Origin of the sequence: Paenibacillus sp. FSL R5-0527, assembly GCF_038008055.1 — a bacterium.
In the GTDB taxonomy this organism is placed as follows: Bacteria; Bacillota; Bacilli; order Paenibacillales; family Paenibacillaceae; genus Fontibacillus; species Fontibacillus macerans.
Genome location: NZ_JBBOYI010000001.1, coordinates 3,449,089 through 3,473,576, shown reverse-complemented (window position 1 = coordinate 3,473,576; position 24,488 = coordinate 3,449,089). Strand labels below are relative to the sequence as shown.

At 56.2% G+C, this 24,488-nt stretch carries 19 protein-coding genes; 3 read left to right on the top strand and 16 right to left on the bottom strand.

Annotation, left to right across the window (positions count from 1 at the left end; all coding sequences use genetic code 11):
- Nucleotides 1–396 precede the first annotated feature (396 nt).
- Together NYE69_RS15335 and NYE69_RS15330 are read right to left on the bottom strand one after the other, a co-directional pair.
- Nucleotides 397–726: a cupin domain-containing protein gene (locus NYE69_RS15335; RefSeq protein ID WP_340926856.1), complete on the bottom strand. Its 330-nt coding sequence runs from the start codon at nucleotides 724–726 to the stop codon at nucleotides 397–399.
- A gap of 46 nt (nucleotides 727–772) precedes the next feature.
- Nucleotides 773–1,081: a cupin domain-containing protein gene (locus tag NYE69_RS15330; RefSeq protein ID WP_340926855.1), complete on the bottom strand. Its 309-nt coding sequence runs from the start codon at nucleotides 1,079–1,081 to the stop codon at nucleotides 773–775.
- Between the two features lie 186 nt (nucleotides 1,082–1,267).
- Here NYE69_RS15330 and NYE69_RS15325 point away from each other — a divergent pair, with 186 nt between their 5' ends.
- From NYE69_RS15325 to rd, 3 genes are read left to right on the top strand one after another with little or no spacing between them, the layout of a single operon-like run.
- A complete protein-coding gene (locus tag NYE69_RS15325) occupies nucleotides 1,268–2,503 on the top strand; it encodes an FprA family A-type flavoprotein (protein ID WP_340926854.1) in 1,236 nt (411 codons plus the stop codon).
- A 25-nt stretch (nucleotides 2,504–2,528) separates the two neighbouring features.
- Nucleotides 2,529–3,716, top strand: a complete 1,188-nt coding sequence (locus tag NYE69_RS15320; protein ID WP_340926853.1) for an NAD(P)/FAD-dependent oxidoreductase — start codon at nucleotides 2,529–2,531, stop codon at nucleotides 3,714–3,716.
- 28 nt (nucleotides 3,717–3,744) lie between these two features.
- Nucleotides 3,745–3,909 carry a rubredoxin gene (gene rd / locus NYE69_RS15315; protein WP_128632785.1) on the top strand — a complete coding sequence of 55 codons (165 nt, stop codon included), beginning with the start codon at nucleotides 3,745–3,747 and terminating at the stop codon, nucleotides 3,907–3,909.
- A 64-nt stretch (nucleotides 3,910–3,973) separates the two neighbouring features.
- Here rd and NYE69_RS15310 read toward each other — a convergent pair whose 3' ends face one another.
- The 14 genes from NYE69_RS15310 to NYE69_RS15245 form a co-directional block, all read right to left on the bottom strand.
- Nucleotides 3,974–4,684 (bottom strand): Crp/Fnr family transcriptional regulator, encoded by a 711-nt coding sequence (locus NYE69_RS15310; protein ID WP_340926849.1) that lies wholly within the window; start codon nucleotides 4,682–4,684, stop codon nucleotides 3,974–3,976.
- Between the two features lie 130 nt (nucleotides 4,685–4,814).
- Nucleotides 4,815–6,017, bottom strand: a complete 1,203-nt coding sequence (locus NYE69_RS15305) for an MFS transporter (protein WP_340926848.1) — start codon at nucleotides 6,015–6,017, stop codon at nucleotides 4,815–4,817.
- 61 nt (nucleotides 6,018–6,078) lie between these two features.
- On the bottom strand, nucleotides 6,079–7,311 hold the full coding sequence (locus NYE69_RS15300; RefSeq protein ID WP_340926847.1) for a M24 family metallopeptidase: 1,233 nt from the start codon (nucleotides 7,309–7,311) through the stop codon (nucleotides 6,079–6,081).
- A 40-nt stretch (nucleotides 7,312–7,351) separates the two neighbouring features.
- Nucleotides 7,352–8,173: an ABC transporter permease gene (locus tag NYE69_RS15295; protein ID WP_340926846.1), complete on the bottom strand. Its 822-nt coding sequence runs from the start codon at nucleotides 8,171–8,173 to the stop codon at nucleotides 7,352–7,354.
- Nucleotides 8,163–9,080 carry an ABC transporter permease gene (locus tag NYE69_RS15290; RefSeq protein ID WP_340926844.1) on the bottom strand — a complete coding sequence of 306 codons (918 nt, stop codon included), beginning with the start codon at nucleotides 9,078–9,080 and terminating at the stop codon, nucleotides 8,163–8,165. Before NYE69_RS15290 ends, NYE69_RS15295 begins: the two co-directional genes overlap by 11 nt.
- Complete coding sequence (locus NYE69_RS15285; protein ID WP_340926842.1) at nucleotides 9,077–10,192, bottom strand: ABC transporter ATP-binding protein; 1,116 nt, start codon at nucleotides 10,190–10,192, stop codon at nucleotides 9,077–9,079. Before NYE69_RS15285 ends, NYE69_RS15290 begins: the two co-directional genes overlap by 4 nt.
- A gap of 30 nt (nucleotides 10,193–10,222) precedes the next feature.
- Complete coding sequence (locus tag NYE69_RS15280) at nucleotides 10,223–11,410, bottom strand: ABC transporter substrate-binding protein (protein ID WP_340926841.1); 1,188 nt, start codon at nucleotides 11,408–11,410, stop codon at nucleotides 10,223–10,225.
- A 67-nt stretch (nucleotides 11,411–11,477) separates the two neighbouring features.
- A complete protein-coding gene (locus NYE69_RS15275; protein ID WP_340926839.1) occupies nucleotides 11,478–13,451 on the bottom strand; it encodes a hydantoinase B/oxoprolinase family protein in 1,974 nt (657 codons plus the stop codon).
- A complete protein-coding gene (locus NYE69_RS15270; protein WP_340926838.1) occupies nucleotides 13,448–15,508 on the bottom strand; it encodes a hydantoinase/oxoprolinase family protein in 2,061 nt (686 codons plus the stop codon). The genes NYE69_RS15275 and NYE69_RS15270 overlap by 4 nt, the downstream gene beginning before the upstream one ends.
- 93 nt (nucleotides 15,509–15,601) lie before the next feature.
- On the bottom strand, nucleotides 15,602–16,333 hold the full coding sequence (locus NYE69_RS15265; RefSeq protein WP_036624019.1) for a FadR/GntR family transcriptional regulator: 732 nt from the start codon (nucleotides 16,331–16,333) through the stop codon (nucleotides 15,602–15,604).
- Between the two features lie 818 nt (nucleotides 16,334–17,151).
- Nucleotides 17,152–18,780, bottom strand: a complete 1,629-nt coding sequence (locus tag NYE69_RS15260; protein WP_328272848.1) for a pectate lyase family protein — start codon at nucleotides 18,778–18,780, stop codon at nucleotides 17,152–17,154.
- A 317-nt stretch (nucleotides 18,781–19,097) separates the two neighbouring features.
- The gene (locus NYE69_RS15255; protein ID WP_328272847.1) at nucleotides 19,098–20,855 is read right to left on the bottom strand and encodes a hydantoinase B/oxoprolinase family protein; all 1,758 of its coding nucleotides are present in this window, start codon (nucleotides 20,853–20,855) and stop codon (nucleotides 19,098–19,100) included.
- Nucleotides 20,839–22,338, bottom strand: a complete 1,500-nt coding sequence (locus NYE69_RS15250; protein ID WP_328272845.1) for a hydantoinase B/oxoprolinase family protein — start codon at nucleotides 22,336–22,338, stop codon at nucleotides 20,839–20,841. The genes NYE69_RS15255 and NYE69_RS15250 overlap by 17 nt, the downstream gene beginning before the upstream one ends.
- A 3-nt stretch (nucleotides 22,339–22,341) precedes the next feature.
- Nucleotides 22,342–24,438 carry a hydantoinase/oxoprolinase family protein gene (locus NYE69_RS15245; RefSeq protein ID WP_340926835.1) on the bottom strand — a complete coding sequence of 699 codons (2,097 nt, stop codon included), beginning with the start codon at nucleotides 24,436–24,438 and terminating at the stop codon, nucleotides 22,342–22,344.
- Nucleotides 24,439–24,488: the final 50 nt, after the last annotated feature.

Here is a 24,488-nt window from a genome sequence, read left to right as displayed (position 1 = left end):
TATAAACAGCCGCATTAGATTTTTTTACATACTAAGGTATTTGTTAAATTCAGACTATTGAAAAGACACTTTAGTTGACATGGTTTTGACCACTTTGATCTGGGAGTGCTTATTATTGCAATTAAATTTGGAACTTTTTCTTTTATTTGTATACTTGGAGCCCCGTTGTTTTCATGTTGGCAGCTATAATCTTCCATCAACTTTTACCGCTACCTCCGCTTTTCTTGGAGTAATCCGATTTTTAGTTATCCCAATACTTGCACTTTTTGTCGTATTGAAATAAGGGTTCCAGCCGTTTTTCCCACACCTTCAAGATCTGGCCGATTCCACTCTCCGCCAGCACACCAGTGAAGAACCGCATATACGATCGGCTCACCCGAGTCGATCCATCCCTGGTCACTTTACAACAATCAGCAGCATTTTAAAGGCTTCCTCTACCGCCTTCAGGCCGTGGGGAATGTTTGCCGGCATAATAATAGTTTCGCCTTCTCTAACAGTGTGCACTTCATCGCCGATCGTAATCTCGGCTGTGCCTTCGATGACATTCACCATCGCATCCCCGGAAGAAGAGTGCTTTTTGATTTCTTCTCCTTGATCGAGCGCAAACAAGGTCATTCCAAGGTCCGGACGCTGCACTAGCGTTTTGCTGGAACTCTGGTGTTGTTCAACCGTTATTTCATCCGCCAATTTTAATACTTTTGCCTGCGGTAATTTATTAATGTTCATGTTCATTCCTCCAAATATATAAAATAATGTTGTTCGTCTTAGTCAATTAGCCAATTTGCACAAATTTGCATCTGCCCACCGCTTGGAGGGCATGTTTTTTTTGCGCCGAAATCACGACGGAATCCCCTTCGTTTAATGCCAGCTTCTTCCCGTCAACGGCAACTTCAAGCTGTCCCTCAAAAACATATAACAATTTGGGCGCCCCGGCAGATTCGGAGCTTATGCTTTCATTATCTTCAAAGGCAAAAAGCACCGCGTCCACGCCAAGATATGAAAAAAAGCGGCTGTTAATTTGCTGGCTGCGGTATTGCACCAGTTCCTTTACGGCAAACGTTTTTTCCGGCTCAAGGTTCATAGCTTTCTCCTTTCCCTTCGTAATTTACCTCATTGTAAATCCGCCAACCCGCAAAAAGAAGGATTCAAATCAAATTTTCAAGGCGGTTCAAGTAATTTTTTGGTTGGATTTCAATCCTCTGCCGGACAAGCCGCGAGATATACAATCGAGTTGTTCCTAAATCCATTCCACAGGAGGTTTTCAAATATGCAACCCGGATTCGAAATCAGCAAGGACGTATACTGGATCGGAAAAATCGACAACCGCGAGGTTCCCTTCCACCGGCTGCTTCTGACCAAAGGCACCACCTACAATTCCTATCTGCTGAAAGCCGGTAAACCCACGGTGATCGACACCGTCGATATGGAATTCGGCAGAGAGTTCGCCGATCATGTCACCGAACTGATCAACCCGCTGGATATCCAATATATTGTCATCAACCATACCGAACCCGATCATTCGGGCGGACTTGCGGCCTTGGCCGCCAGGGCAACCAATGCCACGATTGTATGTACGGAAGTAGCCGTTCCGGAAATCCAGCAAATGTACAAGCTCCAGCACCGGCAATATCTGGCGGTCAAGGACGGCGATATACTGGATATCGGCGGCAAAACGCTTCTATTTAAAGAAACACCTTATCTGCACACCGAAGAAACGATGATCACTTACTGCGTGGAAGATAAAATCTTGTTTCCTTGCGACATCTTCAGCACCCATGTGGCCGTAAACAGCTTGTTTGCGGATGAAGCCGGGTTTGATGTCACCGAGGATTTTACCGGCTATTACCGGGCCATCATTCATCCGCACAGAAGATATGTGCGAACCTTAATCGAAGCCGTCAAAGACTTGGACATCCAAATGATCGCCCCGTCGCATGGTTTTATTCTCCGCAGCGACATCGGCAAATTTATCCGTTTGTATGCCGAACTCAGCACGGAAACCAAGCAAGACAAAAAGGTGGCCATCGTTTATGCAACGCTTAAAAACAACACCAAAAAAATGGCCCAAATCCTAAAAGACAGCTTCGAGGAAAACCGTATCGGCGTTGAGCTATGGGACGTGGATAAAGCGGATGAAGCCGATGTGCTGAACAGCATCGCCGCCGCCGATGCCGTTTTTATCGGCAGCTCCACCAAATATGCGGATATGACCGGCAAGCTGGAAAGCCTGCTCAAGAAACTTCCGGACATGAATCTGGAGGGGAAGCTTGGCGCGGCTTTCGGTTCGTACGGATGGAGCGGCGAAGCGATCGAAGTCGTGCAGGATTACTTGAATGCCACAAATATGCAGGTGCAAAGCACCTCCAACGTGATCAAAACGACCGGCATGACCCATGTTGAATTCCCGGTGCGCATCCGATTCACCCCTAATGACGAAGACAAAGTCAGAAAAATCAAAAACGCCGCCGAGTTCGTCGCGGATCTGCTGCTTAGCGTGATCTAAGGGCCCTACGAAAGGAGAGAAAACCATGTCTGAACATCGTCATTACGTTATTGTTGGCGGCGGCGTAGCCGCCATCAGCGCGGCCAAAGCGATCCGCGATCGGCAGGAAGCGGCGGAAATCTCCATTTTCGGCGATGAATCCGGCCTTCCTTATAATCGAGTGAAATTGTCCAAAGGATTATTCACCGATTTGCACAGCGACAACGTGTTGATTAAGAAAGAGAAATGGTACCATGAGCACAAAATTGCTTATTATGGCGGGACACCGGTCACTTCCATCGATCCGGACTCCAGGACGATCACAACCGGAGACGGACAGACGGTCCGGTACGACAAGCTGCTGCTCTGTACGGGGGCCGTTAACCGTAAACTTTCTCTTGAAGGCGCGTCTTTGCCTCAAGTTCACAATATCCGCAGCAGAAACGACGCGGACAAGCTGAAACAAGCTTTGCGTGACGGAGACCGAATCTGCGTTATCGGCGGCGGCATCCAAGGGGTGGAAACCGCCTGGTCCCTGAACCGGGCCGGCTATTCCGTCACGATAGTCGAAGCGTCGCCGCGGCTGATGGCCCGCCAACTGGATGAACGGGCTGCGGCCATTCTTACGGAAAAAATCGCCGAACAGGGAACTGAGGTAAAGCTGGGACAAAGCGTCCGAAGAATTGCCGGCATCAACGGCGTCGAAGGCGTGGAGCTTGAAGACGGTTCATTTTTGCCCTGCGAGCATGTCGTATATTCGATCGGGGTGATTCCCAATGCCGAGTTAGCCCGCCAAAGCGGACTTGAAGTCGGAGCCGGGATTGTCGTTAATGAGCACATGCAAACCAGTGCCGAACACATTTATGCCGCCGGCGATGTTGCCGAATTTCACGGCAGGGCGGAAGGCCTGTGGAACAGCGCTATGGAACAAGGCAAAATCGCCGGGGCCAACATGGCGGGCCATGCCGCCGTTTACCGCCGGCCGGTGCCGATGACCGTATCCAATGCGTTTGATGCTCCTTTGTTCTCCATCGGCGTGACGGATGAGCAGCAATGCGACAATAGCCTTTGCGGTCCGGATTCTGGGCCATACAAACGGATTTTTATCAAAAACGGGGCGATTTGCGGAGCTGTTGTTTTTGCCAATGTCAGCGCTGCTCTGCCTTATAAAGCGGCCATAGAGCAATCCCTTGAAATCACGGAAAAGGAGCTTGTCCGCAGTTTAATCCATTAAAAATTCAAACCAGAGGAGATGCTGCAAGATGAAAAAATATATATGCCAGCCTTGCGGTTATATTTACGATCCGGCCGTTGGAGATCCCGATGAAGGTATTTCACCGGGGACCGCTTTTGAAGACCTTCCCGAAGACTGGGTCTGTCCGGTTTGCGGCGAAGACAAAAGCCAGTTTCTGCCTATTGAAGATTAGCCGTTAACCCAAACAACGCCCCGCTCTCCGCAAAACGACGGCGGAGAACGGGGCGTTGTTCTGATTAATCAATAAAGTCATTCAGTCTTTGGATATCGCAAATCGTAAGCTCCCGTGTTCCGTTGAGTTCAATAATTCCCGCCTGCTCGAATTTACTGAACTTGCGGCTGATGGTTTCTCTTGTAACGCCCACATAGTTGGCCATCTCTTCACGCGATAACGGAAGTCTGATCTTAATTCGATCTTGCTCCTGATCCGCTTTGCCGTATTTGCGGCCAAGCTCCAAAATCATATAGGCGATGCGGATTTCGGGATCGTTTGTGGCCAGACTTTGCGCCAGGTTCTCCGTAGCGGCCAAGCGCTTGGTAATGCTCTGCAGCAGCTTTAACGTTATATCCGGATTTTCCTGAATGATCAGTCCCATATCCCTTTTGGTCAACAGGCAAACATCGGTGTCTTCCAGCGCATAGGCGCTAAAATTGCTGGTCTCGCCGCTGTTGAATATACTCAATTCGCCGAAAAACTCACCCGTCGAAAGAACGCGCAAAATTTGCTCTTTGCCTTGCGCCGTAATTTTCAACAGCTTCACGTAACCCTCGCGGACAATAAACAAAGTTTCCGAAGGTTGTTCTTCCAAAATCAACGCTTGTCCCTTTCGATATTTCCGATGTTTGATCATCGTGCTGATCTTGGCCAGATCCTCTTCGGACAACGAAGCAAATATAGGAACTTTGCGAGTGCACAGCGCCTCGCTGCAATGGCGGCAGCTTTCCATCGTACTTTCCCCTTTTTTCCAACGTCAAGCTCTTAGGACATTAAATTTTTACTTAAAAATAGCATAAACAGGCTGTTCAGCTTGTGATTGGAGTCACGAACCATTGCTTTCACTTTTTGAATCCGCTTTCTCAAATCATATGATCGGTTTGCTCCGCACCCCGTTGACGCAGTACGAAACTTAATAAAAGACCGGCGAGCAGAAAGCTGACCAGCATGGCGATGAGGCCATTCCAGCCGTAATGGGAATAGAAAAGCCCTCCGATGGTGCCGCTCACGCCGGAACCCACATAATAAAAGAACAAATACAGCGATGAAGCCTGGGATTTGTGTTCGGTGGCGATCATGCCAATCCAACTGCTGGCAATGGAATGTCCTCCAAAGAAACCAAAGGTAAACACAGAGATGCCGGCGATGATCATGCCCAAACTTCCCGCGAGCGTCAGCAGGGCGCCGGTCAGCATCATGCCCAGCGCCAGACCCATCACGGCATACCGGCCGTATTGGTCGGCCAGCTTGCCCATCCATGTGGAACTGATCGTTCCCATCACATAAACGATGAAAATCCACCCCACCAGCGTCTGGCTCAATTCGTACGGCGGAGCCGTCAGCCGGTAGCCGATATAATTGAACAAGGTGACAAAGCTGCCCATCAGGACAAAACCGAGCCCGTACAAACAGAGCAGGCGCACATCCTTGCATTGGCCAAGCAGTGTGGACAAAATGTCCCCAAAGGCAAACGTCTGGCGTTTAAAATGGCGGGAAGCGGGCAGCCAATACCAAAAGAGCAGCACCGCCGCCAGACTAAACAAAGCGATTGCCCCTACCGCCACCCGCCAGTCAAAAGCATCCGTCAGCATGCCGGTGATCACGCGGCCGCCCATGCCGCCCACCGAATTGCCGCTGATGTACAGCCCCATGGCATAGCCAAGGCTGGCCGGGTCGATCTCCTCGCTCAGGTAGGTCATGGCGATCGCCGGCAGGCCGGCAAGTACGATGCCCTGCACGACGCGAAGCGCGAGCAGGGCGCCAAATCCCGGACTGCAGGCAATGAGCAGGGCGACGAGCGCCGCCCCAAGCAGCGAGCACCCCATGACCACCTTGCGGCCCAGACTGTCCGACACCGCCCCGACAAACAGCATCGTGACCGCCATCGTCAGCGTCGAAATCGACAATGACAAGCTGGCGACCGCTGGCGAAACGCCAAACTCCCGGGAAAATTCGGGCATCAGCGGCTGCAGGCAATACAAAATCGCAAAGGTGCAGAACCCCCCGGCGAACATCGCCAGGGCGGTGTTCCGAAATGACCGCGTGCCTTTCAGGATATATTCCATGGAGTGATCAAGACCTCTTTTCAAAGTTACACTCTCACCGCTACTTACAACTACTGTACAACTACTGTACAAAAAGTTTGCGGTCCAGATGCGTCAAAAACTCATATCCATCCTTCGTAACTACGACGGTATCCTCGATCTGGAAGCCTCCGGCGCCAAGCTCGTAATACGGCACCTCCACGCAGAACACCATCCCTTCCTGCAGTTCCCGGTGGTCTCCCGGGGCAAGCACGATGTCGTCATACAGCTCCAAGCCGATGGCGTGGCCTACATGCTGGCGGCGGTAATGAGGAATCCCGCCGCGCTGCACCGTTTCAACGGCGGCTGCGAACACCGCCGAAGCCTTGACTCCCGGGCGCACCAGCTCCAGCGCCCGCTCCCAGCCGCCGCGGACGGCCGCGAAATGCCGCTGCTGCCACTCGGACGGCTGTCCCAGCACCACGGTGCGTCCGGTATCCGCCCAGTAGCTGTCGAGCTGACAGCACAGGTCGAACCGCACCTGTTCACCCGGCCGTACCCGGTGGAAATAGTGCTCGATCAGCGGCAAGGCGCTGCGCGGTCCCGCCCCGACCGCGATCATCGCCGGCGTTCCGCCGGCGCGGATGATCCGGTCCCGGTAATGGGCGGCCAGCTCTTCCTCGTGGACCCCGTCCGCGATCAGATGGATCATTTCCTCCTCGATCCGTTCATTGAGCTCGGCGGAGCGCCGCAAACGGGCGACCTCTGCCGCCGTTTTCACCTGGCGGACCTCCCGGAACAAGCCGTAGGCCGGGCGGACATGGCCCGCCGGCAGCGATTCGCCGAGTCTGGCGTAGAGCGCCGGGTTGATGCGCATTTCGTCCACGCCAAGCGGTCCCTGCGGAATATCCAGATCCTTCAGAGCCGCGGCGAGCGCCTCAAGCGGGCCCGGGTACACCGCCGTTCGCCCCAGCAAGTCATAAAACAAATCGATATCGGGCGTCGAGGGCTGTCCTACGGGCGAACCTTCGACAAAGAAGTCGCTGAACAAATACAGCTCCGCGTCCGGCACGCCCATCTGCGCGATCACGCCCAGCCGGTTAGTCGGTAAAATTAGGCGCGGACGAGCCCCCGCATCCTTTGGCAATACGGCGTAAATCTGCATCGACCAGTTGGTCGTCCTTAGCGGCGCCCCGATCACGTAAGCGATGTTCTCCGGCGTGGTGGCGACCAGCGCCTGCAGCCCTTCCCGCGCCATCACGCTTTCCGCGCGTTCCCGGTTGGCCATGCCGCCCCGGACGGCCTCCGGCCGCACTCGCACTTCCTCTGCACTCATTGACGGTTCCTCCTTCGCTTTCCATAGCTTGCATTTGCAGCTATTCATCCTTTTTTCCCAGCACCTGCTGAACCTGCGGCGCCGAGCGCAGCAAAAATCTAAGCCCCAGGAACAATACCAGCGCCAATAGCAGCATCAGCGTCGATACGACCGCGATCGTCGGGTCCTGCCATTTTTCCATATACAGGAACAGCTCGATCGGCAGCGTATTATTCTGCGGGCGCAGGATCAACAAGGCCGTCTCCACCTGATCAAAAGTAAAGATAAACGACAGCGCTCCGCTCAGCAGCAGCCCCATGCGCATCTGGGGCAGCGTGACCGTGAAAAAGGTCCGGGCCGGACCCGCGCCCAAATCGGCCGCCGCCTCTTCGTACTCTTTTTTCAAATTGGCCAGCGTGCTTCCGATAATGGACAGCACAAACGGCAAAATCGTGACCGCTTCCCCAAGGATCAGGGCAAACAGGCCGCCGGCGATCTTCAGCCGGGAGAATAAAATCAGATAAGCGACGCCCAGGGCGATTTTCGGCACGACCATGGGGGACATAAAAATCGCGCGCAGCAGATTACGTCCGGGAAAACGGTAGCGCTGAATCGCCAGCGCGGCCAGCGTGCCCGCCGTAAGCGCCAGCAGCGTAGCGCAGCCGGAGGCGATCACGCTGTTGCGGAAAGCCCGCAGAAACTGCGGCTGCGAAGCCAGATTTTCATACCATCTGAGCGACAGCCCCTGCGGCGGAAACACGCTGTAAGAGGCCGGGGTCAGCGAGGCGATCACGACGATGATCAGCGGTGCAAGCAAAAAGAGGCACACCGCCAGCGCGACGACCGTCAGCGTTACCCCGATCCATTTCGGTCTAAGCCGCATGCCGTTTCCCTCCTTTGGACCGCTGAAAAGCAAGCAGATCGGCAAGCCGGTTCAGCGCCCAAACCGCCAGGGTCGAGGCCAGAATCAGAAACAGGCTGGCCACGGCGGCCATCGGCCAGTTGGTGTCCAGGGTGCGCTGATAAATAAACGTCGGCAGCGTCATCACTCTTCCCCCGCCGATCAAGGCGGGCGTCGTAAACGCGGTCAGGCATAACGTGAACACGATCTGAATGCCGGATACGATGCCCCGCACCGACAGCGGCAGGGTAATCGTCAGGAACGCCCGTACGCTTCCCGCGCCCAGGTCGTGGGCCGCCGCCTTCAATTGGCTGTCCTGCTGCACCAGCACGCTCAAAATCGGAATTACCATAAAGGGTAAAAAAATATGCACAAGCGCGATGATCACCCCGGTTTCGTTAAACGTCATCTCAAAGCCGTTCTCTGTGAGTCCGAGCTTGATAAACAGCCAGTTCAGCAGGCCTTGCCTAGATAGCAGCACCATCCAGGCGTAGGATTTGACGACCGCGCTGACCAGCAGCGGCATAAACGTAATCAGCAGCAGGGTTTGCCGCCATGCCGGCTTGCGGACGCCGGCCAAATAATAAGCCAGCGGATAGGCGAGCAGCAGCGTAATTCCGGTCACCTTCAGCGCCAGCGAAAAGGTGTCCCCGATCAGCTTCCAATAATACGGATCGCCGAGAAACGCGGCGTAGGCTTCCCATTGGAAGGCCGGAACAAGATGTCCTCCGGCAAACGAATCGAAGCTGTAGCGGCCGAAAATAAACAGGGAGCCGATATAAATAATGCCCATGAGCAGCAGGGACGGCAGCAGAAGCAGCAGCGCCGCGCCCCAGGACCTGTCCGGCGGCGACCAGCGCCGACGCCGGCGATTTGCCGCGGCCTTCACGCTTCCCCCTCCCCGTCTCCGGGCAGCAGAATCGCGTCCTTCGGCTCCCACCCGATCGGAACGGATTCACCGGGCTCATAGCGGCGGTTCCCCGGATAATGCGGGACGTTCGCCGTCAGCCGGTGCTCGCCGTCAAGCCGCAGCCCGTATTGCAGAAACGTGCCGCCGTAGCGCACGTCCTCCACGATCGCGTTCAGCGTGTTGCCGAGCTGCGCGGCGTCCTCTCCAACCCGGACGTATTCGTAGCGGATGGAGATATTGCCCTGCCCGCCCGCGGCTAGCGCAGCGCCGCCGGGACCGACATGGACGCGGGAGAGCGCGCCGGCCGCCCGGACGGTAGCCGCGCCGCCGGCTAGCGAAACAAGCGTGGCCGGCAGCAGATTCGTGTCGCCGATGAATTTGGCGACAAAGCTGTCCGCCGGACGCTCGTAAATTTCGTCGGGCGTGCCGTACTGCAGCAGCTTGCCGCCGCGCATCACGCCGATCCGGTCCGAGACGTTCAGCGCTTCTTTTTGATCATGGGTTACAAAAATAAACGTCGTCCCGGATTCCCGCTGAATCCGCTTCAGCTCGCGCTGCATGTCCAGTCTGAGCTGGGCGTCGAGCGCGGACAACGGCTCGTCCAGCAGCAGCACCTTCGGCTCGTTGACGAGCGCCCGGGCGATCGCCACCCGCTGCGCCTGGCCGCCGGAGAGCTGGGCGACGGAGCGGCCGCCGTAGCCGGGCAGCTGAACCAGCTCCAGCGCCCGTTCGACCTTGGCGCGGATCTCGGCTTTGCTGCGCCCCTTCATGCGCAAGCCGTAAGCGATATTTTTGTACACATCCATATGCGGAAACAAAGCAAGCTGTTGAAAAATCATGTTGGTGTCTCGGCCGTACGCGGGAATTTTCGTCACATCCCGGCCGGCGAGCAGGACCCTGCCTTCGTCGGGCCGATCGAGCCCTCCGAGCATGCGCAGCAGCGTTGTTTTTCCACAGCCGCTGGGGCCGAGCAGGGAGACAAACTCCCCCTGCTTCACCTCAAAAGAGACGGAATTCACCGCATACTGCCCGCCGAATTTTCTGACGACGTTTTGCGCTTCAATCGCCGTTTGTTTCTCTGTCTCGGGCATCCCAAGCCGCCCCCTCCCATGCCGTTTTGATTAATTCAGCTTCGTCTTGACCAGACGGTCCCAAAAATCCTTCCACACCGAGGCATCTTTCGCCATCGTCGCCCAGTCCGGGTTCAGGCCTTTGTTTTGCTCCTCGACGGAGAAGGACGGATCATCCTTGTATTTGTCGGGGATGGCCGCGGCGGTGCTCGTCACCGGCGTTCCCGTAACTTCCGCGTAGCGGGTCAGGTTTTCCGGAGCCAGCAGCTCGTTAATGATTTCGTTGGCCACCCGGGTCTGCTCCGGGGTCGAACCCTTGACGACTTGCAAGGAATAAGGGAACGAAATAAAGCCTTCCTTCGGAATGGCGACGCCCAGCGGCAGCCCTTCATCATCGATCCAGGTTTGCGCGGTTTGCGAGCTGAACGGAGCGATCAGCGCTTCGCCGGACACCAGCATATTTTTCAACTGATCGTTGGAGGTTACCAAGGAGCGGACTTGATCTGCGTGCTCCGCCCAGAATTTAAACGCCGCTTCCGGCTTTTCATAAGAGGCGCCGAGCTCCTGGCCCTTCAGTTCGATGACCGGCGCAATGTAGGCGTAAAACATATAGTCCCAAAGCGCGACTTTGTCCTTGAATTCGCTGTTTTCCCACAGATCGCTCCAGCTTGTCGGCGCTGTTTTCACCAGATCCTTGTTATACACAAGCGCAAAATTGCTCACGCCCCATACGATCCCCCGGTTGTCCGCGGTGTGGTACTGCTTGGGAATATCCTGCATATGCGTCACGATCGCCGGGTCCAGCGGCTCCCACATATCGTCGCTGATGCCCTTGGCGGAAGCGTCGGCATTGAAATAGCCGAAATTCACCACCGGATTGTTGGGGTCGGCGTTTTTGGCCGCCAGCATTTTCGGATACATCACGGAGTTGGAGGATTCCACAAATTCAACCTCCACGTTGGGATGCTCCTTGATGTAGTTCGCGACGACCTCTTTCGGAACGACATCCTGATTGGCGCCGGCCCAAATGAACATGCTCAGCTTGATTTTTTCCCCCGAACCGCCGTTACCGGCCGGAGTCGTCGGCGAATTGGCCGCGTTGCTGCCGCCATTGCCACCGTCATTGCCGCCTTCGGCGCTGCCGCCGTTTCCCGCGCCGTTGCCGCAAGCCGCAAGGAATACCAGGGACAGGACCAGCAGGATGGATAAAGATACGATCGATTTCGCTCTAAATTTCATTGCAATCGAACCTCCTGATTAAATATGAATTGGATTTTGAAAAAAAGTCCTTGCCGCGCGCCTCACATTATCCAAGCAGCAATTTGCGGTGAATTTCGCCCATGATGTCCGCGGCGTCGCTTGGCCGCACCTGCTCCCCGGCCGCAATCCTCCGGTCCGCCTCGGCCATCGTCCGGCGCTTCAGATAATCGCGCAGGGCGAGCGGATATGCCGCCAGGGCCGCGCCGACGGCAAGCTGCAGCTCATCGCTCCAGACCGCCTCGAAGCGTTCCCGCGCCTCTCCATAGTGGAAGGAAGCCGTCAGCTTAGGCGCTTCCGCTCGCGTGAGCCGGGTCGCTTCGCCATCCACTTGGCCGGCGCGCAGGATGACGCCGTATTGCTCCCGCGCGGCCGCCTCGGACACTAGGCCGCTGCGCACATCGTTTAACACGGCTGCGGGGTCCCGCTCATACGGGCTGCCGTATCCGCCGCCGCCCTGCGAGAGAAAGGCAACCGTGTCGCCCGGCTGCAGCAGCAGCTCATCGATGCGTCCGAGATTCTCCTCCGCGGCTTGTCCGGCGTTTTTCAAAGCCACCCCGTGCGCCCCGGCCCGGCCGCCAAGTCTCCCCCACGGCTGAAACTGGATGCGCTCCATGTTCCGCGCCGTCAGCACCGTATCGGGACTCAGCACCTTGAGCCGGAGCTCGATCCCGCTGCCGCCCCGGTATTTGCCGGCTCCGGCGGAATCGGCCCGCAGGCCGTAACGCTCGATCAGCACGGGCATGTCGGCCTCCACCGTCTCGACCGGAATGTTGCGCAGATGGCCGACGGCAAAATCCATGCCGTCGATCCCGTCCTTCATCGGCCTCGCTCCGGAGCCGCCGCAGATCGGCTGAATGACGCCCACCTTTCGGCCGCCGGAGACCGGATCGGTCATCGCCAGCATCACGATTGCGGCTTGTCCCGCGCCGGCCGCCGGCAGCTTGTTTTCCTGGGCCCGGCTGAGCGCACCGGTCAGCACATCCATCAGCCGGATGAAGGTGGAAGCCCGCGCGCCGACCGCGGCCGGGAATTCCGGATTCAGGATGCTGGCCGGCGGCGCCTCGTTGCCGATCATCCGCACCATCCCAGAGTTCCAGGGAATCGACGGGTCCAGCGTGCGGAAGTAGCGGGTTAGCGCCGGAACCAGGTAATAATGCCCTTGCTTGTTCAAGGTCGGGATATTAAACGACGCTCTCACCTGGGGATCGGTTCCCCGGAAATCGAGAAATATCCCGTCCCCCCTGACGATCAGAGCGCACCGCAGCCGCACCGGATATCCCCCGGGCCCGCCCTCGATGTAGTCCCAGAACTCGTACGTCCCGTCCGGGATGTCCGCGATAATCTGCCGCACCCGCGTTTCCGCGTAAGCGAGCAGATCCTCGATGCCCCGCTCGATCTGCTCCGGTCCGTATCGCGCGATCAATTCGGCAAGTCTCTTTTCCCCGCGGTTCAGCGCGGCCATCAGCGCCCGCAGGTCCCCCCAGTTCTGATCGGGGATGCGGCAATTGTGCAGGAACATGTTCAGCACCTGCTCGTTCAGCGCGCCGGCTTCGTACAGCTTGACCGGAGCGATCCGGATGCCCTCCTGATGAATATCGTAAGCGCTTGGCGAGACGCTGCCCGGCACCTTGCCGCCGACATCCGAGGAATGAATAAAGCAAAGCCCGAAGGCGATAATCCGCCCGTCATGAAAAAAGGGCTTCAGCAGATAGACATCCGGCAAATGGGTGGCCATGGCGCCGGTGGTATAGGGATCGTTGCAAATCACGATGTCCCCTTCCCGCCACGGCTCGCCCGCGGCGAGCACCTCCTCGGCCGGAATTCCCAGCGACAGGCTGTATCCGGTCTCCAGCGGGGAGCCGAAGGTTTCGCCCTTTGGCGACAGCAGATAGGTGCCGAAATCGCCCGTCTCTTTGACGAACGCCGTGAAGCCGGTGCGGAGAACGACACCCGCCATTTCCTCCACGATCGCCTGTACCCGGTTTTTGAAAATTTCCAGAAACACCCGGTCGGTACTCATGCTTCCGCCTCCCCGATCATATTGCCCAGCATGTCCCGGCGGACCCGATAACCTGGGGGAACAAACACCGTCGTATCGTACTCTTCAACGATGACCGGACCGGACAGCGCAGGTGCGGACTCCTCCGGCAGTTCGGACCGCTTCAGTACGCTGGCCGTCCATGACCGGCCGTCAAAGAACAACTGGCGCTTGTCCGGTGTGCCAGGGGCGGAGCGATCCGCCGTGCGTTCCGGCGGGCGGATCGCCCCCGCCTTGCGGGTAACCCCGACCACCGAGGCCCGGAGATTGACGAACATGACGGGATCGCCGGGCTGGCTGATGCCAAAAATGTCATGGTACCGCTGATGAAAACGCCGGATCGCTTCAGCTTCCGCCTCCGCTTCTTCCGCGGGAAGCGATACTTCAATATCGAAGGCTTGCCCTTCATAGCGCATATCGGCGCTGAACAGCACATAGCTCGTCTCCAGCGCGATCCCCCGGCTGCTCTCCTCGCTCAGCCAGCGCCCTCCCTGCTCCTTCAAGCCTTGTAACGTCGCGCCGACTTCTCCGGGCTGCAGCTGCTGCTCCGTCTTATAGACCGTGCGGACGAAGTCGTTGCGCAGGTCGGCGACCACGCAGCCGGTCGCGCACAGCGTGCCGGGGGAAGGCGGAACGAGCACCCGCCGGATGCCCACCTCGCGGGCCAGCAAAAATGCGTGGGTCGGACCGGCTCCCCCGTAGGCCAGCAGCGTAAAGTCCCGGGGATCGATCCCTTTGCGGGCCATGAGCGGCGTAAACTGCGCGTACATATTGGCGGTCGCCACGTCGATGATCGCTTGGGCGGCCGCGCGGGAATCAAGGCCGATCCGCTCCCCGAGCCCGGTCAGGACCGCGGCGGCGAGCCGCTCGTCCAGCGGCATGGCGCCGCCGAGAAAGCGCTCGGGGTGAATGATGCCGAGATGCACGTAAGCGTCCGTGGTCGTCGCCTCCTGGCCGCCCCGGCCGTAGCAGGCCGGTCCGGGATCGGCGCCCGCGCTGCGCGGACCTACCTTCAGCACGCCCGCCGCATCCACCCAGGCGACCGAACCTCCGCCGGCGCCGATCGCCGTCACATCAACCGCCGGAATGATGACCGGAAAATCGCCGACCTGGTTTTCGCTCGAGTAGGCCGGCTCGCCATCGATCACCGCCACATCGACGCTCGTGCCCCCCATATCGAAGGTGATCACCTTGTCGATGCCGGCCAGACGGGCGACATGCGTGGCGCCGATGACGCCGGACGCCGGACCGGAGAGCAGCGTTTTGACCGGCTCCTGGGCCGCGCGCCAGGCGGTCATGATCCCGCCGTTGGACATCGTGGACAACACCTGCGCCCGCAGCCCCTGTTCCGACGCCCCGGCCTCCAGGCGCTGAAAATATTCGCTCATGCGCGAGCCCACATAAGCGTTCATGACGGTGGCCAACGTTCGCTCGTATTCCCGCTGCTGCGGCCAAACCTCGCTGCTCGCCGAAACGAATACGCCGGGAAATTCACGGCGGATCAGCTCGGCCGCCTGGCGCTCATGCTCCGGGTTATGATACGCGTGAAGGAACGAGACGGCGATTGCGGTAACCCCTTCTTCCAGCAATTCCGCTACTGCCCGACGCAGTTCTTCCGGACGCAGCGGACGGTAGATCCGTCCATCCGCCAGACAACGCTCATCGATCTCCTTGACGAGATGGCGGGGAATCAGGGGCAAAGCCTTGTCCCCGTATAAATCCGTCGTATTCTCCAAACGCAGCCGGCGGATTTCCAGCACATCGCGAAAGCCGCCGGTAACAAGGAGACCCGTCTTCGCTCCGTTTCGCTCAATCAAGGTGTTGACTCCCAGCGTCGTACCGTGGACAAACAGCTCAATCGCCCCGATGTCGATGCCGTTGTCCTTTAACTGCCGCAGCGCGTTAAAGATCGCCTGCTCCGGAGCGGAAGGTACGGATGGCGTTTTAAGCGCCGCCGCTACCTCGCCCGAACGGCCGGTCAGCATCACGTCGGTGAAGGTTCCGCCAATATCGATGCCCAGACGGTATTTTTGGGTCATGTTGACCTCCCCTTTGTAATTTTTAGTGAGAGTTTAAAAAATCAGGCAGCTACCTCTTTTATCGTTTTTTTGGTTCCTTGGCTTAATACCGCTTTAAGAGCGGGGACCGCCAAAGTAAGTGCGGACATCCTCGATTAGCTGATTGATATGGTTGACCATGGCGGACGCCGCCTCGTAGGGAGAATGGCTCTCGATGCAGCCGATGATTCTGCGATGATCGACAACCAGTTCGCTGCCGACCGCTTTCCGGATCGTGGCCGTTGCCGGCAGATGGGCTCCCTCGCCCCAAACGAGCCGCAAAGCGTGAAGCAGGATCGGGTTGCCGGCAGCCCTGGCGATTCGCTCATGGAACTCCCGGTCCTCCGCGATCGGAATCCTGCCCTCGGACAAAGCGGTTTCCTGCAGGGCGATCGATTCCCATAAAAGAACGATATCCCGTTCGCTGGCGTTAGTGGCCGCAAGCCATGCGGTCTCCCGTTCCAAAGCCCGTCTCGTCACCAATATATTGATTAGCGATTGCTCGTCGGATATTTTCAGGGCGTCAAGCAGCTTGGAATTGTCGCGCAGTTGGGCAAGCTGCCGGTTCAGCTCCGTGAGCCGCTCCTTGCCCGCAGCCGTAAGCAAACGCCCTTTCCGGCCGACGCTTTCGGTATACCCCAGCGTATCGAATTCCATCAGCTTCCGGCCGATCGACGCCTGGCTGAGCCCGAACTTCTTGTCCAGCACAAGCACCAGCGTCGTGGCGCCGACCGGGGTTTCCTGCTTATCCAAATAAGAGAGCAGCTCATACTCCAGTTTCATCTGGTCGTATTCTTTGGCAATCATACGTTCCTCCTGCCTGAAGATCATTAATAATCAGTGATGATTAACAAAAATTTAAATGAATAATCGGCTCGGATTCCAGGATGAATTTTATTCCCAGTTATGGAATCCTCAACGATTTAAAGAGATTATATAGCCGTTTTTGCGTCTTGTCAATTAATCTCATGGGATAAGTAAGGATTTAAATATTCAATATTTTTCCATTCCTTTTGTTCGCGGCGGAGCGGCGCTGGGCATATCTAGTTTTACAGCCTTACAGCTTTATAGCTTTACATTATTTACAGATTTACAGACTTACAGATTTTCAGATTTACAGCCCAACAGATTAACAGCTTAATAGCTTAGTAGATTAATAGCTTTACATCAGGCTACCCATGAGAAACTCTGGCGAAAAACATAAGGACAAAAAAGGGCGTTATTCCAGCGGTATCCATCCATTTGAGAGAAATAGAGACGATTTTTGCCGCTATTTTCCCCAGTCGCAGGGAAATGCCCCCAATCTAGACCATTCATAGGGAAATAAGTACAAAAATGCCGCTAATGAGGATGAACGGGCCTGGCTCCGAATAATAAGTACATAAAGTGCCGCTATTTTAAAGGCAGACGGCCGGCCGGCAGCGGTCGTCGGCAGGCGATCGGTCATTCCAGCAGTCGGCTGTCAAGCACCGATTTACTACATCTGTCAATTCAATCATAACAAAAAAGCCCCGACCACAACCGTAAAAGCTATGATATCGGAGCCATTTTAATGAACAAACTAATCTTATTTGTTCAGCGTTACTTAGTGCTGGTGAAACAGGTTTTAGAGTAAAGTATGTCCGTTACTGAAAATAACTTTGGAATTCGGGATAATGGATATACTTGAGGCCGCCAAAGCTGCTTACCGCGCCGGTATATGTCGTCGCGAACTTTTTGACATCGTTGCCGGAAGCGGAGTAGGCTTTAATAATCGGGTAACTGTACTTCGTTGCAGGATTAAAGCCGGTCACCGTTCCGTTTGGCGCCGGTAATGCATAAGGGGTCGCAACCGGCCCGTTCTGCCCTTTGTTGGTATAGGAACCCACATCCTTAACCGTTGCCGCCGGGTCAATCGTAATCTCCGTATCCCAATATCCGCTGGAAGCTTTTCTGAAGTTGTTGAACCTGTTGGCATCGGAGTACACATGCGCCCCTGCTCCGCCGATAATAGAGGCATATCCCGCGTCATCCGTGCTTGGCAATGTTCTTTGGATAAAATTGTTCAACACGTGCAGGCGCCCGTTTCCCGACTGTGGGGTCCGCCGGACGCAGGAATCAAAATAATTGAGCATCACGGTGGCATTGTTTCTGATTAAAGAGCTCGTTGTCCCAAAAGCCACTGTCCAGTAACGATGATAAAATTTATTGTACGATAAAGTAACGTAGTCCGGATCGGTATTGGTATAGGTGCTGGTATTTACCCAAACGAATTTTCCGACTTCATCCTTGTCTATCGGCAAGCTTGAATTAAAGGTGGTATGGTCGATCCAGACATTGCGCGATCCGTAGATAGCAATCGCTACAACGTCCTCCCTGTTCTTTACTTCAATATCAAGGTTCTTGATAATAATATTATTGCTGACTTTCTCAACCTTGAAATAATCGTCGGTACGCAACCGGGGGTCAGTAAGCCGATTGGCGGCAAATGAACCGATGATGGTCTTGTTTGAAGCGATCCGCAGATCATAGGTTTCCGAATTGGCATTGTCTATATTGCTGGAGATGACAACGGTCAGCGGATTCGGATCGAGCAACGCGCTTTTTAGTTCGGCGAGCGTGTTAACGAATACTGTTTTTCCCAAAACGCCGCCAATAGTCCCCGTTTTCTCCACTCCGTTCAAATCTTTGGCAAAACCCGCGAACCCAACGAGACCATCGGACACCAATTTCCATTTATGCGTAGTGTTTCCGCTGTACTTTCCAATCATCGTTTTGTTTGTGTGCAAATTCAGCACCAGCGCCATGTTGGTGTCGGCCTTGTTGACAATCCGGTAAGTCAGATAATCTCCGTTAATATCCTTGTCCACCCCGATGATTCTCCATAACTGCTCATCCTTTCCGGAATCCTGATAGAGAACAAGCGCATTGCCCTCCGCCAGGGACCAGTTTAAAGGAGACAGCAGAAGATCGGTTTTTTCATTGATCAGCTTAAAGTAAACGCCATCCGCAGTAACAAATCTCCATCGCTCATTGCTCTCGCCATTCGTCGGCCACACATTAACTTCGGAATTGTTGCTGTATCCGAGAATGTTGAGATTCCAGCCTTTGTTCACATTTTCAAGACGCATGGCCTGATACGGATATGAAAGCGAAGCCGCAGCTGTTTCAGCGGAAGCCATACTGGTTTCCGTCGTGGCCGCGACCACATTCAACAGCATGGCTAATGCAAGAATGATTACTCCAATCCTCAACCGTTGAGCGACTTTTGACATGAATCCCCCTCCTCTTCATACATGAATTTGAAAAAATAATAATTTTGAATATATTTCCACCTCCCTTCCCAATTATATAACAGCGCTTTCATAGTTTACAATATTTATATATTTTTTCCATTAAAAATAATATAACGTTTATAGATGGTTTTTCTTGTAATATAAGGAATTTACGGCTCCGAAACTTATTCTTTCTTATATCTTAAAAAAGCACTTAGACAAAGCCCGCGTCATCCGAAAATGAATACAGACTCCAGCCTAAGTGCTTCTATCAAATTATTCTCTACCTTATATCCCTATATCCCTGAGTCGTTTTATTATCTGCTTAGCTTCCCTTTCTGACGAAGGGCGTCCGTGCCTTCACGGTCCAGGATAAAATCCGTTCCTGCCTCCAGAATGATAACTCCATAATCCTGGCGGGCGCCTTCCACGGAGACAAATCCGCTAAGAACATCTTCGAGGACGAGCCGGGGATCACGCTGCCACGGATCTCCCCAGCCGCCCCCGCCGGCCCGGTGAAACTCGATGATGCCACCGCCGTTCATAGGCACGTGAAACGCCGTTTCCCGCACTTCCAGCGGTGCTTTGTCTCCGGAGTGAAGGACAACCAGATTGGAAGGCGCATCCTCCCCGCCGCACAAGCCGCGCGTGGTGTTCCGAACCCCCGCCATCATGACGCTGGTATGGCTGGGTTCCAGGTGCTGGATCAGCACATGAAGCCCTGGTGCGCCCCGCCACTGTCCGACACCGGTATAATCCGCGGTGTATTCGTGTTTCAGCACGCGGCTGGGATACTGAATTTCATTCATCTCGATGGACGGCAGGATAACCCCGGTCATAACCGGAGGGTACAGCCCCCAGCCGTCAGTTTCATAGGCCCCGCCGGCGCCGCCGGTATAGCCGAAGAAATTCAGGTTCACCCAAGGACGCCCGTCTTGATATTGTCCGTTTGTATAGGCAAGCGGAAGCTTATGCGCATTCACTCCGACGCGCTCGGGGGCGCATTGGGAGATGGCCAGCAAGACGGCCTCGGCAATTTCCGCTCCCGTACAAGCCGTCGCATGTCCGCACGGAGCCGGCGGCTTCGGGTTCACGACGCTGCCGAGCGGGGCTTTGACCGTAACCGGGTTCATGTACCCTTCGTTGATCGGGATACTCTCGTCACAGCAAGTGGAAATAGCGACAAACGCAAACGACGTTGTATTCGACAGCGGGCTGTTGATGAACCCGGGCACCTGTGGCGCCGAGCCTGCAAAATCGATCGTCAGGTCACTGCCGGAGACGGTTACGGTAGCCTTCACTTTAATATCCCGGTTTCCCTGAAAATCATGGTCCGCATACGTCTCCGCGGTATAAGTGCCGTCCGGCCAGCTTGAGATTTCTTCCCGCACCCGCCGCTCGGTATACTCGATCCGCTGATCAATCGCCTGCCGCACCGAAGCGTAGCCGTATCGGTTAAGCAGCATTTCCGCCCGCTGCGCCGCCAGCTTGCAGGCGCCGATCATAGCATCTAGATCGCCTTCCAGCCAGTGAGCCAGCCGGTTGTTGGCCGTAATCAGCTCGAATACGTCCTGTCTTTTCTCACCGCGTTCGTACAGCTTGAGCGGCGGAATCCGCAATCCATCCTGCCAGATGTCGCGGGATCGCGGATTGTACCCGCCCGCCACCGGCCCGCCGTTATCGCCCATATGGCTGCGGACGGCCGGAAGCAGCACCGGCCGCCGCCCGTGAAAGACCGGCATGACAATCGTCCAGTCCAGACTGTGGGAGCCGCCGTAATAAGGGTCGTTCACGAGCAAAATGTCTCCGGGATGCAGATCGTTTTTAAACGCGTCCAGCAGCTCATCGACAGCGCTGACCACCGCGTACAAATGCAGGGTACAGCCGGGGGCCTGGGCCACCAGCCGGGTACGGCCTTCCATAAAATCGAAGACGCCGGTCGTGAAGTCGTGGGCTTCATTAAACAGAGGCGATCTGGCGGTCCGCGTTACGGCGGCGCTCATCTCCTCCGCTACGGAATCCAGCGTTCCGCCAACGACCTGCGACAAAATCCATTCATTAACGGGACGGGCCATCGTTATCCTCCTTTACCAGTCGTTTCAAAGGTTCGGCCGAAGCGTAGCGGTATTCGAGCGCGGCCCCTGCCGCAACCGGGATGCCTTTTGCCGTTCCGCTATGAACTCCGTCTCCGGCAACAATACGCACATCCGTGCCTCCTTCGGGAACAAAAATAGAGGCCTCATACTTGCCGCGAAGCACGTCCAGCCGCACCTCCATATCCCCGTCTTCAAGCCGCTTCCGGTATCCGATGCGCAGCCCGCTCCGCCACTCCAGCTCCTCGGCGGAGACCAGCCGGCGGGCTCCCTGCAGCACGGATGCGCTCCATCCGTTTTCCGCAATCGCGAAACCGGGCTCCAGAAATACCGGCTCCATTGGGGTCTGCGAACCGACGGGCGGATACAGAACGGTCAAGGGAGAAGGGCCGTGAACCGCCGGAAATGCAGGATCGGCTTCGGCGCGCATCGCCTGCGTTACCGCAGCGGCCACGGCTTGTCCGGACGTCAAGAACCCAAACGCGGTCGCCGCCGGAAAAGCCGCGTGGACCAGGCTGCCTTCCGGCAAAACAAATTCAAAGACGTCCAGCAGTCCGTCATTGATCTCCAGATCTTCCAATGAACCGGCCAGAAGCGCCGTCACCGCACAAGCCGACGCAGTCTCCCGGCGAATATTATAAGGAAGCGATGCCTGCTCCGAAGTTCCGGTAAAATCAAACTTCCAACGCTGATCCCGCCGCTCCATTTGCAATTGCACGCTGACATCCGCCTCGGCTATAGGCAGCTTCGCCGCGCCCGAAAGAGGGCCTGTCACAGCAGGCAGCAGTTCAACCGTCCTAAGTCGCATACGCTCGTTCATCCGCTCGATCGCTTGATGCACCGCAGGCAATCCGTAACTGCCGACCACCGCTTGAATCGATCGGCGCGCTTCCTCAAGGCAGGCTTGCATGGCCAGCAAGTCGGATTCCAGCAGTTCCGGAGATCTGCTGTTGGCCAGCACGAAACGGCGCACGTCGCGCTGGAGCTTGCCTCCCTTGTACAGCTTCACCGGCGTTAACCGCATGCTTTCCTGCCACACTTCAAAGGCTTCCGGATTATAACCTCCGGGGATTTCACCGCCCAGATCGGCCATCTGGGCCCGGATCACCGGACTAACGATAAGCTCCCCGTCCGCAAATACCGGCAGCAGCATCGTCAGGGTCTGTCCTTTGGTGCCGCCTTTATATACATCCGCGGAAATCAGAACGTCGCCTTCCTCAAGATCGTAAGCGAAATAATCCAGCAGATGGCGGGACACCGACCTGAGGGCGTACAGGTGCTCGATTTCGGATTGTACCTGATGGACCAGCGATCCGTCCCCTGTGACCAATCCGGCGGCATAAGCTCCGGATTCGGCGATCAGAGCGGAACGGGACACGCGCCGAAGCCGCTCACCCGCAAAACGGCTGACCGAAGCCAGCTTGCCGTAAATGATCTGATCTGAAATCTGGTGTGCGGACGACATCGATTACACCCCTTCTCTCTCGCGTCTGACTTCAATGATGCAGTTCCCGCCCGCATCGATTAACGCTTCATGGCCCGGATAGACGACGACCGTCGTTCCCCATTGTTCAATGACCGCCGGACCGACAATCAGATTGCCGGGCACCAGCTTCGAACCGTCGTAAATGTTCGTCTCTTCCGGTTCGATTCCGAAATGAACCCGGCGCACTTCCATGAGCGCCGCCTGCGGATCTTCGCCTTGGAATGGGGCTTCCCGCAGCTCAATGCGTTCGCGAACCCCGATCAAATCCAGGCGCAAATTCAGGATTTCCACCTCTTGTCCGGTATTTTTATGCGCATATAAGCGTTCATGCATGTCATGGAACTGGGAGATCGTGGCATCCATATTTAAAGCGGTCACTTTGCGCGTTCTCGTCCGGATCGGCACGGTCACTTCATGAACTTCGCCCGCATACCGCATATCGACATAACGGCGGATTTCTTCGTGCAGCTTCAGCCGCGAATGGCCGCCAAGCTTCTCTCTCGCCGCTTGCTCCATGCCTTCGAATACTTCATTCATTCTGCTTAGATCCAGATCGCCGCCCGCAGCATAAAAGGTCCGCAGCTCCGTTACCTTCAAGTTGGCGACAACGTCGCCGAGCGCGCACAGAACAGGAGCAAATCCGGGCACAATGACCATTTCAATGCCCAAATCCTCGGCCTGCCGGCCGGCGTGCACAGCTCCGGCTCCGCCGGCGGCAAGCAGCGCAAACCGGCGCGGATCATGCCCGCGCTGCGTCGTGACAAAACGGATCGCGTTGGACATATTATTGTTCACGATCTCGGAAATCGCCAACGCCGCCTCGATCACGCTAATCCCAAGCGGTTCGGCGATATGTTTGCGGATGGCCTCCTCGGACAATGCCCGGTCCAGCTTCATCTCGCCGCCAAGAAAATGGTCCGGATTCATGTAACCAAGCACCAGGTTCACGTCCGTTACGGTCGGTTCCGTGCCGCCACGTCCATAACACGCCGGGCCCGGTGTGGATCCGGCGCTGCGCGGACCGACGCGCAGCATGCCGCCGGCGTCGATCCATGCGATGCTGCCGCCTCCCGCTCCCACCGTATGGATGTCCAGCATCGGCAGCGCCACCCGGTAACGGCTGATCCAGCTTTCCGTTGTGAGGGTTGGCTGCAGGTTCTCGATGACGGATACATCGTAGCTGGTTCCGCCCATGTCTACCGTGATCAAGTCGGTATAACCAAGCCGCTCCCCCAAAAATGCGGCGGCGGTAACGCCGCCCGCAGGGCCTGACAGCAGGCAGCTGGCAGCCAGCCGGCCGCTCTGCACGATATTTTGCACGCCGCCCCCCGACTGCATCACGAACAGCTCTCCGGCAAACTTAAGCTCCTTCAGCCGGTATTCAAGACGCTCCAGATAATGCTTCATGGCCGGAGCCGTGTACGCATTGACCACCGTCGTACTGACCCGCTCAAATTCACGGATTTGCGGAAGCACCTCCACCGACAGCGTGACGAAGATATCCGGGGCAACCTCCGCGAATATCGCTTTCACTCTCTCTTCATGCTCTGAATAAAGGAAGCTGAACAGGAAACAGACAGCCACCGCCTCGACACCCTCGGCCTGAAAGAACGCCGCCGCCTCCCGCACGGCTTGTTCATCCAACTCGCGAATAACTTCCCCCTGTGCGCTTACACGCTCAGGCACGCCGATCCGCAACTTGCGCGGAACAATCGGATGCGGGGCCGGAAGACGCGGAGAAAACACGCTCTCTTTATAAGAACGGCGAAACTCGATTTCATCGCGGAACCCCTCCGTCGTGATCAAGCCGACCTTGGCACCGGAATACTCCAAAATCGTATTGGTGGCCACGGTTGTGCCATGGACGAGGAGCGTGCAGTTTTTCAACAGCTCTTCCGCCGTCATCCCAAGCTCGCCGGCGATCTTGGCGATCCCTTGGATCACGCCGTCCGACGGATCGGGAGTGGAAGGGGTTTTCGTCGCCGTAATGCGCCCTTCATCATCGAGCGCGGTAAGATCGGTAAACGTCCCGCCCACGTCAATTCCTAGTTTCCAGCTTTTTGTTTCAGTCAAAGCCATCGTTTACAACCTCCTGCTGTGTTCATCGTCATCATCGAATTGAAAATCAT

What these genes read in the sequence shown, in the direction of transcription:
- NYE69_RS15335 (WP_340926856.1), bottom strand. Translation starts at nt 726, where the DNA reads ATGAACATTAATAAATTACCGCAGGCAAAAGTATTAAAATTGGCGGAT.
- NYE69_RS15330 (WP_340926855.1), bottom strand. Translation starts at nt 1,081, where the DNA reads ATGAACCTTGAGCCGGAAAAAACGTTTGCCGTAAAGGAACTGGTGCAA.
- NYE69_RS15325 (WP_340926854.1), top strand. Translation starts at nt 1,268, where the DNA reads ATGCAACCCGGATTCGAAATCAGCAAGGACGTATACTGGATCGGAAAA.
- NYE69_RS15320 (WP_340926853.1), top strand. Translation starts at nt 2,529, where the DNA reads ATGTCTGAACATCGTCATTACGTTATTGTTGGCGGCGGCGTAGCCGCC.
- rd (WP_128632785.1), top strand. Translation starts at nt 3,745, where the DNA reads ATGAAAAAATATATATGCCAGCCTTGCGGTTATATTTACGATCCGGCC.
- NYE69_RS15310 (WP_340926849.1), bottom strand. Translation starts at nt 4,684, where the DNA reads ATGGAAAGCTGCCGCCATTGCAGCGAGGCGCTGTGCACTCGCAAAGTT.
- NYE69_RS15305 (WP_340926848.1), bottom strand. Translation starts at nt 6,017, where the DNA reads ATGGAATATATCCTGAAAGGCACGCGGTCATTTCGGAACACCGCCCTG.
- NYE69_RS15300 (WP_340926847.1), bottom strand. Translation starts at nt 7,311, where the DNA reads ATGAGTGCAGAGGAAGTGCGAGTGCGGCCGGAGGCCGTCCGGGGCGGC.
- NYE69_RS15295 (WP_340926846.1), bottom strand. Translation starts at nt 8,173, where the DNA reads ATGCGGCTTAGACCGAAATGGATCGGGGTAACGCTGACGGTCGTCGCG.
- NYE69_RS15285 (WP_340926842.1), bottom strand. Translation starts at nt 10,192, where the DNA reads ATGCCCGAGACAGAGAAACAAACGGCGATTGAAGCGCAAAACGTCGTC.
- NYE69_RS15280 (WP_340926841.1), bottom strand. Translation starts at nt 11,410, where the DNA reads ATGAAATTTAGAGCGAAATCGATCGTATCTTTATCCATCCTGCTGGTC.
- NYE69_RS15275 (WP_340926839.1), bottom strand. Translation starts at nt 13,451, where the DNA reads ATGAGTACCGACCGGGTGTTTCTGGAAATTTTCAAAAACCGGGTACAG.
- NYE69_RS15270 (WP_340926838.1), bottom strand. Translation starts at nt 15,508, where the DNA reads ATGACCCAAAAATACCGTCTGGGCATCGATATTGGCGGAACCTTCACC.
- NYE69_RS15265 (WP_036624019.1), bottom strand. Translation starts at nt 16,333, where the DNA reads ATGATTGCCAAAGAATACGACCAGATGAAACTGGAGTATGAGCTGCTC.
- NYE69_RS15260 (WP_328272848.1), bottom strand. Translation starts at nt 18,780, where the DNA reads ATGTCAAAAGTCGCTCAACGGTTGAGGATTGGAGTAATCATTCTTGCA.
- NYE69_RS15255 (WP_328272847.1), bottom strand. Translation starts at nt 20,855, where the DNA reads ATGGCCCGTCCCGTTAATGAATGGATTTTGTCGCAGGTCGTTGGCGGA.
- NYE69_RS15250 (WP_328272845.1), bottom strand. Translation starts at nt 22,338, where the DNA reads ATGTCGTCCGCACACCAGATTTCAGATCAGATCATTTACGGCAAGCTG.
- NYE69_RS15245 (WP_340926835.1), bottom strand. Translation starts at nt 24,438, where the DNA reads ATGGCTTTGACTGAAACAAAAAGCTGGAAACTAGGAATTGACGTGGGC.